The sequence below is a fragment of the Inquilinus limosus genome, from assembly GCF_002195995.1.
Classification (GTDB): domain Bacteria; phylum Pseudomonadota; class Alphaproteobacteria; order DSM-16000; family Inquilinaceae; genus Inquilinus; species Inquilinus limosus_C.
This window is the reverse complement of record NZ_NHON01000009.1, coordinates 45,813-58,192: the sequence shown is the minus strand read 5'-3', so window position 1 is coordinate 58,192 and position 12,380 is coordinate 45,813. Positions and strand designations below refer to the sequence as shown.

At 69.5% G+C, this 12,380-nt stretch carries 16 protein-coding genes and 1 pseudogene; 9 read left to right on the top strand and 8 right to left on the bottom strand.

The genetic code is table 11. The features are described from left to right. Positions 1–3 precede the first annotated feature (3 nt). Positions 4–606: an NADPH-dependent F420 reductase gene (locus BWR60_RS06920; RefSeq protein ID WP_088150280.1), complete on the bottom strand. Its 603-nt coding sequence runs from the start codon at positions 604–606 to the stop codon at positions 4–6. Between the two features lie 41 nt (positions 607–647). Beyond that, positions 648–1,382, bottom strand: a complete 735-nt coding sequence (locus tag BWR60_RS06915) for an SDR family NAD(P)-dependent oxidoreductase (RefSeq protein WP_088150279.1) — start codon at positions 1,380–1,382, stop codon at positions 648–650. 270 nt (positions 1,383–1,652) lie between these two features. Between BWR60_RS06915 and BWR60_RS06910 the strand changes: the two genes are divergently transcribed. Beyond that, the gene (locus tag BWR60_RS06910) at positions 1,653–2,549 is read left to right on the top strand and encodes a LysR family transcriptional regulator (RefSeq protein ID WP_088150278.1); all 897 of its coding nucleotides are present in this window, start codon (positions 1,653–1,655) and stop codon (positions 2,547–2,549) included. 153 nt (positions 2,550–2,702) lie between these two features. Here BWR60_RS06910 and BWR60_RS06905 read toward each other — a convergent pair whose 3' ends face one another. Continuing rightward, positions 2,703–3,167 (bottom strand): cupin domain-containing protein, encoded by a 465-nt coding sequence (locus BWR60_RS06905; RefSeq protein ID WP_088150277.1) that lies wholly within the window; start codon positions 3,165–3,167, stop codon positions 2,703–2,705. Positions 3,168–3,265: 98 nt separating this feature from the next. Here BWR60_RS06905 and BWR60_RS38630 point away from each other — a divergent pair. Both BWR60_RS38630 and BWR60_RS38955 read left to right on the top strand, forming a co-directional pair. Next, a pseudogene (locus BWR60_RS38630) lies at positions 3,266–3,433 on the top strand (glutamine-hydrolyzing GMP synthase); the annotation flags it as partial. Next, positions 3,369–4,046, top strand: coding sequence for an HNH endonuclease signature motif containing protein (locus tag BWR60_RS38955; RefSeq protein ID WP_088150276.1), 678 nt, complete (start codon positions 3,369–3,371; stop codon positions 4,044–4,046). The pseudogene BWR60_RS38630 and the gene BWR60_RS38955, both read left to right, overlap by 65 nt. 54 nt (positions 4,047–4,100) lie before the next feature. On the opposite strand, the gene BWR60_RS06890 is transcribed toward BWR60_RS38955, so the two are convergent. Together BWR60_RS06890 and BWR60_RS06885 are read right to left on the bottom strand one after the other, a co-directional pair. After that, on the bottom strand, positions 4,101–4,730 hold the full coding sequence (locus tag BWR60_RS06890; protein WP_088150275.1) for a DUF6923 family protein: 630 nt from the start codon (positions 4,728–4,730) through the stop codon (positions 4,101–4,103). Between the two features lie 32 nt (positions 4,731–4,762). Then, entirely contained in the window at positions 4,763–6,001 is a 1,239-nt protein-coding gene (locus BWR60_RS06885) for a helix-turn-helix domain-containing protein (RefSeq protein ID WP_088150274.1), read from the bottom strand. Positions 6,002–6,115: 114 nt separating this feature from the next. Here BWR60_RS06885 and BWR60_RS06880 point away from each other — a divergent pair, with 114 nt between their 5' ends. The 3 genes from BWR60_RS06880 to BWR60_RS37605 are packed head-to-tail and all read left to right on the top strand — an operon-like array spanning position 6,116 to position 8,051. Next, a complete protein-coding gene (locus BWR60_RS06880; protein ID WP_088150273.1) occupies positions 6,116–6,889 on the top strand; it encodes a DUF899 domain-containing protein in 774 nt (257 codons plus the stop codon). Beyond that, positions 6,882–7,130 carry a hypothetical protein gene (locus tag BWR60_RS06875; RefSeq protein ID WP_088150272.1) on the top strand — a complete coding sequence of 83 codons (249 nt, stop codon included), beginning with the start codon at positions 6,882–6,884 and terminating at the stop codon, positions 7,128–7,130. Before BWR60_RS06880 ends, BWR60_RS06875 begins: the two co-directional genes overlap by 8 nt. A 21-nt stretch (positions 7,131–7,151) precedes the next feature. Beyond that, positions 7,152–8,051, top strand: a complete 900-nt coding sequence (locus BWR60_RS37605) for a GFA family protein (RefSeq protein WP_218823378.1) — start codon at positions 7,152–7,154, stop codon at positions 8,049–8,051. A gap of 60 nt (positions 8,052–8,111) precedes the next feature. Here the strand turns inward: BWR60_RS37605 and BWR60_RS06860 are convergent, their stop codons facing one another. Then, positions 8,112–8,519, bottom strand: coding sequence for a VOC family protein (locus BWR60_RS06860; protein ID WP_088150271.1), 408 nt, complete (start codon positions 8,517–8,519; stop codon positions 8,112–8,114). 42 nt (positions 8,520–8,561) lie between these two features. Then, entirely contained in the window at positions 8,562–9,464 is a 903-nt protein-coding gene (locus BWR60_RS06855) for a LysR family transcriptional regulator (RefSeq protein WP_088150270.1), read from the bottom strand. A 97-nt stretch (positions 9,465–9,561) separates the two neighbouring features. On the opposite strand from BWR60_RS06855, the gene BWR60_RS06850 reads away from it, so the two are divergent. After that, positions 9,562–10,440: an aldo/keto reductase family oxidoreductase gene (locus BWR60_RS06850; protein ID WP_088150269.1), complete on the top strand. Its 879-nt coding sequence runs from the start codon at positions 9,562–9,564 to the stop codon at positions 10,438–10,440. Positions 10,441–10,443: 3 nt separating this feature from the next. Here the strand turns inward: BWR60_RS06850 and BWR60_RS06845 are convergent, their stop codons facing one another. Then, a complete protein-coding gene (locus tag BWR60_RS06845) occupies positions 10,444–11,307 on the bottom strand; it encodes a LysR substrate-binding domain-containing protein (protein WP_088150268.1) in 864 nt (287 codons plus the stop codon). 91 nt (positions 11,308–11,398) lie between these two features. On the opposite strand from BWR60_RS06845, the gene BWR60_RS38950 reads away from it, so the two are divergent. After that, positions 11,399–11,836: an alcohol dehydrogenase catalytic domain-containing protein gene (locus BWR60_RS38950; RefSeq protein WP_429913012.1), complete on the top strand. Its 438-nt coding sequence runs from the start codon at positions 11,399–11,401 to the stop codon at positions 11,834–11,836. Beyond that, the gene (locus BWR60_RS38945; protein ID WP_429913011.1) at positions 11,836–12,372 is read left to right on the top strand and encodes a zinc-binding dehydrogenase; all 537 of its coding nucleotides are present in this window, start codon (positions 11,836–11,838) and stop codon (positions 12,370–12,372) included. Before BWR60_RS38950 ends, BWR60_RS38945 begins: the two co-directional genes overlap by 1 nt. Positions 12,373–12,380: the final 8 nt, after the last annotated feature.

Sequence of the window (12,380 nt, the reverse complement as noted above, 5' to 3'; positions counted from 1 at the left end):
CGCTCAAGCTTCCTTCTTGAACAGATCCTGGAAGATGAGCTGGCCCCAGATGCGGCCGCGTGCGTGCACCAGCGCGCCACCCTCGTCAAGCTTTCCCAGCTTGACGGGTGCGAATCCGAGTTGCTTGGCCAAGGCCGCCACGGGAGCGGTCGCGTCCTCGTCGTCGCTCGACAGAAAGACGACCCGGTGGCCGCCCTCGACGATCGGATCGGCAGCCAGGGTGGCCGCAGCCAGATGATTGAACCCTTTCACGAGCCTGGCGCCGGTGAACGCCTTCGCGACGAAGGCGGAGGACGGGAGGCCGTCCAGCTCCTCAGGGGGAACTCCAAACGTGTTCGTGGCGTCGATGACCGTCTTGCCTTCCCAGCTCGGCAGGGCCTTCGCAACCTCGCGATGCTCCCCGAACGGGACCGCTAGGATGATCGTGTCGGCCTCGAGTGCATTCTGCAGCGACCTGGCGACGACCGTGGGTCCGATCGCCCGGGCCTGCGGCGCCAACGCCTCGGGCGGCCGGCGGCTCGCGACGGCCACCTCGATGTTCTTGCGGGCGAAAGCCCGGGCGAGGGCCTGGCCCACCGCACCGAATCCTACAATCGCATAGCTCATGATACGTCTCCGATCCGTGTTGATATTGAGTCCCCGGCCTTTCAGATGGCCGAGAAGCCGCCGTCGACGGACAGCTCCACCCCATTCACGAAGGTGGAATCGTCAGACGCGAGAAACAGCGCGGCCGCCGCAATTTCCTCGGGACGCCCCATCTTTCCCCGCGGGATCAGGGATTCGAACATCCGCTTCGCCTCCTCGGTGAGAACCTGGTCCTGCATCGGCGTGGCGATCGGCCCCGGGCTCAGCACGTTCACCCGGATATTCCTGCCCTTCAGCTCGTTGAGCCATGTGCGCGCGAATGAGCGCAACGCCGCCTTGCTCGCCGCATACACGCCGTAACCGGGAAATCCCTTCACCGAAGCAACCGACCCGGTCATGAAGATCGATCCGCCGTCGTTGAACAGCGGCAACGCCTTCTGAACCGTGAACAGCGTGCCGCGCGTGTTCAGGCCGAAGGCCGCATCGAAATGCTGTTCGGTAATCTCGCCCAGCGGGAGGGCTTCGCCCATGCCGGCGCTCGCGTACAGGACGTCGATCCTGCCCTTGTCCCGCTTGACCGTGTCGAACAGACGGTCGAGGTCGTCGAGATTGGCGGCGTCGCCGCGCACGCCGGTCACGTTCCGGCCAATCAGCCTGACGGCCTCGTCGAGCACCTCCTGCCTCCGGCCCGTGATGAAGACATAGGCGCCCTCTTCAACGAACCGCCTGGCGCTCGCCAACGCCATGCCGCTCGATCCACCCGTGATGACTGCAACCTTACCCTCAAGCTTTCCCATGACTTCTCCTTCCAGGCTCCGTCCTTGGCTTGTCCGGGGAGGTCCCCGGGGCCCTCGAGATGGGTCCGCCGGAGTCAGGCGTTGAGTGCGGAAGCACGCATATCCGTGGTGCGAAATCCATCCGGCAGGACGACTGATGTCGGCCGCGACGTGATCGGTGTCCGCCGTTCGGAATCGGGCCGCGCTTGCCGGTGCAGGCTCGCCCGCACTACTGTTCGACGTGTTGGATACGGGCTTTGAAAGACGCACCGCGCGGTGCTGGATTGCACCATGATCGACTGGGATGACGTTCGCCACTTTCTGGCCGTCGCGCGCGGAGGCTCGGTGCGGGCCGCCGCCCAGCGCCTCGGCGTCAATCACTCGACCGTGCTGCGACGCATCGCCCAGCTCGAGGGACGCCTCGGGGCGCGCATGTTCGAAAAGCTGCCTTCGGGCTACCGCCTGACGGCTGCGGGGGAGGAGGTCCTCGAGCTCGCGGACCGGATGGAAGCGTCGTCGCACGAGCTGGAGACGCGCGTCTTCGGTCGCGACCAGAGCGTGCGTGGGCTTCTGCGGGTGACGCTGGCGCCGCCGCTTGCGACACACCTGCTCATGCCGGATTTCGCCGATTTTGCGCGCCTGCACCCGGACATCGAGATGGAAATCCTGTCGTCCGGCGAGCTGGCAAATCTGACCAACCGAGAGGCCGACGTCGCGATCCGCGTCGTCTACGACCGCAAAACCCTGCCGCCCAATCTTCACGGCCTGAAGGGACCAGAGCTGTTCGGCGGTGTCTACATGTCCCGCGACCGGCTCGCCGCGTGGCGCGCGGGCGCGCCGGATCCCATCCGGTGGATCGTCATCAGCAGTCATGGGGTCCCGGCCTGGGCCAGCGAGGGCGAGGTTCGCACCTCAGGGGTTCCGTTCAGGACCACGGATGGCGAGGCGCAGATCGTTGCAGCACGGCAAGGGGTCGGGATGACGACACTGCCGTGCTTCGTGGGAGATGCCGACTCCCTGCTGGTGAGGGTGCCGGGCACCGACCTGCACATGTACGGAACCGTTTGGCTTCTCACACAGGGCGAGACACGCAAGACGAAGCGCGTGCGGCTCTTCACCGAGTTCGTATCCCGCAGGCTCGCCGCATACGCGCCGCTTCTCGCGGGGCTGTCCGTATCGCGCGACTGACGCACGGCGGGCCGCCGATGGCGCTGTCTCAAGCCTACCGCTGTATCAACTACGGCAGCCCGATGGAAATCTCGCGACGGACTCTGGTGGTAGACAGCCTCGCGCTGAGATGAAGGCTGAGCGCAGGAGACGTCTGCCGCCCAATACACCGCGTCACTCGGGCGGTGGCCAGTCCGGGAGCAGGGTTATGCCGAATCTCGGCGAGGCCTCGCGGAGGCGCTTGATCTCCTCGGGCGTCGGCGGTCCCGCGGCTTCGCCCGGTCGAAGTTCGTGGCCGGCTTCCTCGAGAAACCGGTCGAACAGGGCGGGGGTGCCGATCAGGATATACCGGCCGGGAGTGCCGCTCATGTTCAGAAGCTGGTGTGGAATGCCGCGCGGCAGGAAGATGCTCTCGCCCGCCGTCAGGTGCCGGGGTTGGCCGTCGATCACCGCCGTCAGCTCGCCTTCGATGACGTAGACCGTCTCGTCGTCCCTGGCATGGACATGGATCGGCGTCTTCGTGTTTCCGTGGCCTCTGTTCTCGAAGAGGCAGAATTGCCCCGCGGTCTGTTCGCCGGACAGCAGGCGCTTCATCACGACACCTGTAAGAACGAACACTTTGCCGGCGATATTGCCCATGGTCGTTTCCTTTCGTGCAGGTGGGGGAGCGCGGGATCCCGCTTTCGCGGGGATGGCGGATTTGGGATTTAGAGGGGGCCCGCTTGAAGGAAAGCCCTGCGCTGCGCGCTATAGCCTCGACCGACGGCATGGCCGCCGACGACTACCCCTTCCACCACGAATTCCCGGGCCAGATCTCGACCCGTATCGTCAACGAGATTCGTGGCATCATCCGTATCGTCTCCGACGTCACCTCGAAGCCAGCGGGGACCAGTGAGCGGGAGTGACGAGGCCGTGCCTTATATCGAGACGCTTCCATCCAAGACTGAGATATTCAGCCACTGGAAGGATCGCTTCGAGGACATTGGCATTTTCGTCGATTGGGGTGAGCCGAGCTGCTGGGTGTGCGGCTTTCACTATGGCGTCAGATATGACATCAAGTCGCCGGACGCGGATTGGAGTGACATACTTGATGGGTGGCAACGCATCCCGCTCCAGCGGTGTCATATCGTTCCTCGATCGCTAGGCGGGACCGACGAGCCAGATAACCTGTTCCTGATGTGCCGCGAGTGCCACGACTTGGCACCCAACACTACGCTGCATGAGATCTTCTTCGAATGGGCCCGAGCTCAATGCTCCAGGCGGCGCGAAACAGCGAAGATCACGGAAGCGTTGCGGTCATTCGATGTTGGTCCGGAGCAGTATCACGAACTCCTGCGGGTTCTTGAAAATCCAGATTTTGCGATTTGGAAGCGCGACAAGATAGGTCCGCACAGACCCCAGTCAAACTATGCCCCGGTGTCGTGCCGGTTGACTCCCGCAACCTTGATTGGGTTAGCGGTCCGCTATCTGAGATCTGAACAAAGGCCAAAGTCGGACGCAGCGACGTTCGGATCCTGATGGCGATCTGGAACAAGTGTCGTTCGGCGAACGTCGCCCCCGCAGGCGCGGCGCTCACTCGCCCCGCTTCGGCCGGCGCACCGCGCGGATCTTGCCGGTGTTGCCGCTGCCGCAGAAGAACCGGTCGCCGCCGTCGGATTCCAGGCCCGACACGTTCACCCCGGCCGGCAGCTCCAGGCTCTCCAGCACCTCGCCCGACGTCGGGTCGATCCGGCGCAGCTCGCTCTCCTCGGCCTCCCAGGTGGCGTGCCACAGCTCGCCGTCGACCCAGCTGACGCCGGTGACGAAGCGGTTGGACTCGATGGTGCGCAGCACCTTTCCGGTCTCCGGGTCGACCTGGTGGATCTTGCGGTCGCGATGCTGCCCGACCCACAGCGTGCCCTCGCCCCAGGCGAGCCCCGAGTCACCGCCGCCGCCCGGCGCCGGGATGGTCGCCAGCACGCGGCCGGTCTCCGGGTCGATCTTCTGGATCCGGCTCTCGGCGATCTGGAACAGGTGCCGGCCGTCGAAGGCGGTGCCGGCATGCGCCGCCACGTCGAGCGAGCGCGTCACCCGGCCGCTCTTTGGGTCCAGGGCGTTGAGCCTGTCGCCCGAGGCGAACCAGACATGCTCCCCGTCATAGGTCACGCCGGCCACGTCCGTGATGCCCGGGAACGGCCCGTATTCGCGGATGATGTCAGCCATGGATCGCTCCTCCGATCATGTGATGGGCCACCCTAGCCCTCGGGCAGCGGGGCCGGGAGTAACAAGGCGGTCGTGAAACCGGGCAAAGGCGGCGTCACCCAGCGGCGCGCCCGGCCATGGCCGAAGGCCTGCACCTTGCCGGCCTCCGCCAGCGCGTCGAGCGCCCGCTGCACCGTGCGCTGGCTGGCCCCCAGCGCCAAAGCGAGGGCCGAGCTCGACCAGGCCTCGCCATCGGCCAGGAAGGCCAGCACCGCCGCATGCCGCTCCTCCACCGGCCGGGCCAGCACCACCACCTCGCGGCCGTCGCGCGGCAGCAAGGCGAAGCCCCGCGCGGTCGCGGTCACGCCCGCCAGCGGCCGCAGCGCCGCGCGCAGCCGCCCGATCTCGACCCGCAGCCGGGCGCGATGCGACTCGTCGGCGAATCTCGCGCCGAAGGCCCGCTGCAGCAGCACGCCGCGCGGTACGTCGCCGGGCCAGGCCTCGCCCAGGGCGCGGGCCAGCGCGAACAGCACCGGCCGGCGGGCGAGGGGGATGGCCGTGTCCGCCTCGCGCACGGCATGGCGGCAGGCATCCACCACCAGCGTCGGCGACGCCGGCGGCGCCGGCGAGGCCAGCAGCGCCTCGACCTCGTGCAGCCGCAAGGGTCGCTCTCGCCCACGCGCGATCAGCCGCGCCGCGGGCTCCTCCAGCATGCGGGACGCGCTCTCGACCTCCGCCGCCAGCGCCGGAATCCGGGCGAGGCGGGCGGCCTGGCTGGCCCGGGCCAGCGCTTCGCGGGCTGGGGCCGTGCGCAGGCGGCGCATGGCGATGCCCGCCACCACCAGCTCATGCACGGTCCGCCAGGGTGGGGGGAGGGCGGCGGGGTCGAGGCCGGCCAGCGCCTGCTCGGCCTCGTCGATCCGGCCGATCAGCACCAGGCGCCGGACCGCGAGCAGCCGCGCATGGGCGGCGTTCAGCCGGTCGCCCTGCGCCTCCAGCACCGCCCGGGCCGCGTCCAGCGCCTTGGGCGGCCAGCCGAGGTCGCGCGAGGCCAGCGCCACCTCGGCCTCGGCGACGATGCAGCGGGCGCGGGACACCGCTTCCCGGGCCCCGAAGGCGCGGCCCGCCCGGCGCAGCAGCGCCTTGGCCCGGGCGAGGTCGCCGAGCTGCGCCATGGCGATGCCGCGCAGCGCCAGCGCCGGCGCGTCGTCGCGCAGCGCCACCCGGTTCAGGGCGCCGAGCGGATCGCCCGTCGCCAGCGCCCGCGCCGCCGCGGTGATCAGAGAGTCCATCGGAATCCCGTCACACTTGTCACTCCCCGCCTTTCGCCCGCCGGCACAACTCTACCGCATCACGACCACGCGTCGGCCCGCAACCGGGGCGACAGCATCCGAGGGAGAGACGGCATGACCCATCACCCGACCGGAACCCGCGAGGAATGGCTGGCGGCGCGGCGCGCGCTGCTGGCGGCGGAGAAGGATCTCACGCGACAGGGCGACGCGCTGGCGCAGCAGCGGCAGGCGCTGCCCTGGGTCTGCATCGACAAGGACTACCGCTTCGAGACCGAGGACGGCGCCGCCTCGCTGCGGGACCTGTTCCGGGGGCGGTCGCAGCTGATCGTCTACCACTTCATGTTCGGGGCCGATTGGGCGGCGGGCTGCCCGTCCTGCTCGATGATCGCGGACAGCTTCAACGGCTGCGCCACCCATCTGGCGAATCACGACGTCATACTGTGGGCGGTGTCGCTGGCGCCGCTGCCGAAGCTGCAGGCCTACAAGCGGCGGATGGGCTGGAGCTTCCCCTGGGCGTCCTCGGCCGGCGGCGACTTCAACTTCGACTTCAACGTCTGCTTCACCGAGGAGCAGCAGCGCGGCGGCACCATCGAATACAATTTCCGGCGCGGCGGCCATGGCATGGACCTGGACCCGGCGCCGCAGCCGATCGTCGATCTCGCGACCGCATGCGGCACCGACGCGCCGGCCTACAACCGCGACCGGCCGGGGATGAGCGCCTTCGCGCTGCAGGACGGCGCCGTGCATCACACCTATTCGGCCTATGCCCGCGGTCTGGACAGCCTGTGGGCCGTGTATCAGTGGCTCGACCGCGCTCCGAAGGGCCGCAACGAGACGGACATCGGGACCCCCTGGGGGCGCCGCCATGACGAATACGGCCATGGCTGACCTCGCGACGCCTCGCCGCCTCCTCGACGCGGCCGGCTGGCTGCACCTGGCGGCGACGCCGGTCTTCGCCGCCATGGCGCTGGCGACGGCCGTGTCCGGCGGCGAGGCGGATGTCCTGTGCTCGGCCATGAGGGCCTCTCCGCTGGCCGGCATGGTGCCGATGTACCTGCTGATGGCCGTGTTCCACGCCGCGCCCTGGCTGCGGCTGATCGCCGGCCGCTGCGGCGCCGCCGGCTCCTGATCCTTCTGAAGGAGATCGATCATGAACGACATCGCGCCGAAATCCGGCACCCAGGACATCGTGGTGGACACCGACTTCCCGCACCCGCCGGAGACGATCTGGCGGATGCTGACCACCAGCGAGCTGATCGGCCGCTGGATGATGGTGCCGACGGGGTTCGCGCCGGTGGAGGGCAATCGCTTCACCTTCCAGACCACGCCGGCCGGCGCCTGGGACGGCGTCATCCACTGCCAGGTGCTGGAGGTGGTCCCGAACGCGCGCCTGGTCCACAGCTGGAAGGGCGGGCACGAAGGAAACGCCGGATACGGCTCGCGGCTGGACACGGTGGTCACCTGGACGCTGGCCGCGACCGAAACCGGGACGCGCCTTCGCCTGGTTCATTCCGGCTTCGTCACCGCGCGGAACGGATCCGCCCTCGCCACCCTCGGCGACAGCTGGAAGAAGGTCGTCCCGAAGATCGGCGCCGTCGCCGATGAGGGTGGGCCTGCGCGGGAGCGGGGCGGGACGGACGAATCCTGGACCGGCGGCTGCGCCTGCGGCGCGATCCGCTACGAGATCGCGGCCGGGCCGGTGTTCATGAATGACTGCCAGTGCCGCGACTGCCAGCGGCGCAGCGGCACCGGCCACGGCTCCTACCTGACCTTTCCGAGCGCGGGGGTGAAGAAGCTGCAGGGCGAGGCCACGCGCTGGGACATCGTCGCCGACAACGGCACCGTGAAGAGCCACGCCTTCTGCCCGATCTGCGGATCTCCGGTCTACCTGACCTCTGCGGCCAAGCCCGATTTCTTCACCGTGCACGCCGCCAGCCTCGACGATCCCGCCCGGTTCAGGCCGCAGGTCGTGACCTACCGCATCCGCGGCCACGGCTGGGACCGCATCGACGAGGCGCTGCCGCAATTCGAGAAGATGCCGCCGATGTGACGGCGAAAGGGCGCCCGGAGCCGTCCGGGCGCCCTTTGTTTTGAGCCGGTGGCGGCCGGGTCAGCCGGCGAATGCGGCCGGGTCCATCCACATGATCTCCCAGACATAGCCGTCCGGGTCCTCGACGTTGCGGTTGTACATGAAGCCGTGGTCCTGCGCCGGGTTGGGGTCGGCCCGGCCGCCGGCGGCGACCGTCTTGGCCAGGGTCGCGTCCACCGCGTCGCGGCTGTCGACGCTGAGCGCGATCAGCGCCTGACTCTCGCGCCGGGCGTCGCCGATCGGCCGCTGGGTGAACTGGCGATAGCGATCATGGGTCATCAGCATCACGCCGATCGCGTCGGAGAACATCACCGCATTGGCCTGGTCGTCGGAGAATTGCGGGTTCACCGTGCCGCCCAGCGCGACATAGAAGGCGGCGGAGGCCGGCAGGTCGCGCACCGGCAGGTTCACGAAAATCATCTTGGGCATGGTTTCCTCCGTCATTGCAGCGTTGTCGCTGATCGCACGATTCTACGGCGCCGCGCCGCGGTCCTTGATGAAGTCGACGAAGGCGCGCAGCGGCGCCGGCAGGTGGCGGCGGCCGGGATAGTACAGGAACGGGCCCGGAAAGCTCTCCCACCACGGCTCCAGGATCGGCTCCAGCGCGCCGCTGTCCAGATGCGGGCGCAGCATGCCCTCGAACAGGTGGACGATCCCCACGCCGGCGACGGCCAGGCTGACCGCCAGCTCGATCGCCGCGCCAGGGCGGACCAGCAGCGGCCCGGGCGGGTCCACCCGGATCGCCTCGCCGTCGCGCTCGAAATCCCAGGTCGGCATGGCGCCGCCGGCGAACTGGCCGCGCAGGCAGGCATGGGACAGCAGGTCGCGCGGATGCTGCGGCCGGCCGCGGGCCGCGAGATACTCAGGCGCCGCCGCGGTGGCGAAGCGCTGCATGCGCGGGCCGATCGGCACGGCGATCATGTCCTGCTCCAGCCGCTCGCCATAGCGGATGCCGGCGTCGCAGCCGGCGGCGAACACATCGACGAAGCTGTCCTCGACCACCACCTCCAGCCGGATATCGGGATAGGCCTTCAGGAACCCCGCCGCGATCGGCGGTAGCACGATGCGCGCGGCGCTGGACGGCATGTTGAGGCGCAGCGTGCCGGACGGCTGGTCACGGAAGGCGTTCAGCACGTCCAGCGCCGCCTCCATCTCGCCCAGCGCCGGCGCCAGCCGCTCGACCAGGCGCTGGCCCGCCTCGGTCGGGGTGACGCTGCGGGTGGTGCGGTTCAAGAGGCGCAGGCCCAGCCGCGCCTCCAGCCGGCCGACGGCGACGCTGAGGCCGGAGGGCGAGACGCCGCCGATCCGGGCCGCGTCGCGGAAGCCGCCGGCCCGGGCGACGGAGACGAAGGCGGCGAGGTCGTTCAGGTCCATTGTTCACAGCCTTCAACAGCCCGTGCAGATTAGGGTGAATTATCAAACGGGACAAACGCCGCCATATCGGACCCCGACACTTCAAGGAGGTTCCGCCATGCCGATCCTTTCCCTCTCCGCCGCCGGCACGTTCCCGCTCGCCGGCCGCATCGTGAACCGCATGGGCTACGGCACCATGCAACTGGCCGGCCCCGGCGTGTTCGGGCCGCCGAAGGACCGCGCCGCCGCCGTCGCCGTGCTGCGCGAGGCCGTGGAGTCCGGCGTCGACCACATCGACACCAGCGACTTCTATGGCCCGCACGTCACCAACCAGATCATCCGCGAGGCGCTGCACCCCTATGCGGACAGCTTGACCATCGTCACCAAGGTCGGCGCCTTCCGCGGCGACGACGGCGCATGGCTGCCGGCACCGGAGCCGGCCGACCTCGAGCGCGGGGTGCTGGACAATCTGCGCAACCTCGGCCTCGACGTGCTGGACGTGGTGAACATCCGGATCATGGGCTCGATCCACAGCCCCAGCGAGGGCACGATCGAACCGCAGGTGACGGCGCTGGCGGAGCTGCAGCGCCGCGGCCTGGTCCGCCATGTGGGCTTGAGCAACGTCACCTCGGCCCAGCTGGCGGAGGCGCGGCGCATCACCCCGATCGTCTGCGTCCAGAACCAGTACAACCTGGTGCAGCGCGAGGACGAGGCGCTGGTGGATGAACTGGCGGGGCAGGGGATCGCCTATGTGCCGTTCTTCCCGCTGGGCGGCTTCACGCCGATCCAGTCCTCGGCCCTGTCGCGGATCGCCGAGGGGCTGGGCGCGACGCCGCGGCAGGTGGCGCTGGCCTGGCTGCTGCGCCGCGCGCCGAACCTCCTCTTGATCCCCGGCACCTCGTCGCCCGCCCATCTGCGCGAGAACCTGAAGGCGGCCGAGCTGGTCTTGCAGGACGCGGCGATGGCCGAACTCGACGCCATCGGCCGGGCGGCGTAGCGGTCAGGGCCGGGGCGCCGCCGGCAGACCCTCGCGCAGCACGGCGATCGCGGCCTCCACCACCGGGGGCCGCCGGTCGCGCGCGAACAGGCCGTATTGCGCGGCCAGCGGCCCCGGCACCCCGGCCTTCAGCAGCTTCATCGAGCCTGGGCGGATCGAGTCCGGCGGCAGCACCCCGACGCCCAGCCCGTTCTCGACCGCGGCCTGCAGCGCCGTAACGCTCTGGCTGGTGAAGGTGACGCGATGCTCCCGCCCGGCCTCGGCCAGTGCCTCCAGCATGCGTCGGCGCCACAGGCAGGGCGCGGTGAAGGCCACCAGGTCCAGGAGGCGGGCGGGATCGGGGGCGTGGTCGGGCGCGCAGACCCATTGCAGCGCGACCGTCCAGGTGGCCAACGCGTCGGCCGCCACCACCGAGGTCGGGCCCAGCATGATGTCCAGCCCGTCCTCGCCCCAGAGCTTGCCCAGCGCCATGCTGTGCTCGACCACCACGTCCAGGCGGATGTCGGGATGGGCGCGGTGCAGCCGGCCCAGCGCGGCCGGCAGCGCCGCCGTCGCCACCTCCTCGGCCAGGCCGATGCGCACGCCGCCGCGGAGCTCCTTCTGCTGCAGTCGGGCCGCCGCCTCGTCGCCCAGCGCCAGCATGCGGGTGGCGTAGCCCAGGAAGATCTCGCCCTCCGTCGTCGGCACCACGCCGCGGCCGGTGCGCTGGAACAGGTGACGCTCCAGCAGGCCTTCCAGCCGTCGCATCTGCATGCTCAGCGCCGATTGGGTGCGGCCGGTCTGGGCCGCGACCTTGCTCAGGCTGCCCTGCCGGCACACCGCGACATAGGTGCGGAGAAGGCCGAGGCCGATCTGCTCGGATATCATCTTCGCTGAACTCTGATGTTGCCAATATCAGGCTACAGCGGAGTCCCGCCGCGGGCCATCTCCCGGACATCGGCAACGCAGCGAGATGTCCATGAAAGCGATCCGCGTTCACCGCCATGGCGGCCCCGAGGTCCTGAGTCATGAGGAGGTCGGCATCGGCCGGCCCGGCCCCGGCGAGGTGCTGGTGCGCAACCGGGCGATCGGCCTCAACTTCGTCGATACCTATTTCCGCACCGGCGCCTATGCGCCGCCGGGCCTGCCCTTCATCCCCGGCAATGAGGGCGCCGGCGAGGTGCTGGAGGTGGGGGAGGGTGTGGCCGGCTTCGCGCCCGGCGACCGCGTCGCCTATGTCGAGACCCTGGGCTCCTATGCCGAGCAGCGCATCGTCCCGGCGCATTTCCTGGTGCCGCTGCCCGAAGCGATTGGTTTCGAGACCGGTGCCGCGATGATGCTGAAGGGGCTGACGGCGCAAGTCCTGCTGCGCCGGATCGCCGGATCTTCAGGGTCGGGCCCGGCCACACCGTCCTGATGCATGCGGCGGCGGGCGGAGTCGGGCTGATCCTGACGCAATGGGCGAAGCATCTCGGCGCCACCGTCATCGGCACGGTCGGGTCGCCGGAGAAGGCCGCGCTGGCGCGTGAGAACGGCGCCGACCACGTGATCGGCTACGAGGGCTTCGCCGCGCGGGTGCGCGAGATCACGGGCGGGCAGGGGGCCGACGTGGTCTATGACGGCGTCGGGCGGGCGACGTTCGAGGGCTCGCTGGACAGCCTGCGGCCCTTCGGCACCTTCGTCAGCTTCGGCTCGGCCTCGGGCCCGATCCCGCCCTTCGACATCACCCTGCTGATGCGGAAGGGCTCGCTCTTCGCCACCTGGCAGCTGCTGTTCGAGCATCTGAAGCGGCGCGAGGACGTGCTGGCGATGAGCCGCGAGCTGTTCGACGTGGTGGCCAGCGGCGCGGTGACGGTGCCGGTCCATGCCCGCCTGCCGCTGGCCGAGGCCGCCGAGGCGCATCGCCGGCTGGAGGCGCGCGAGACCACCGGCGCGACAGTGCTGCTGCCGTGAGGGACTGC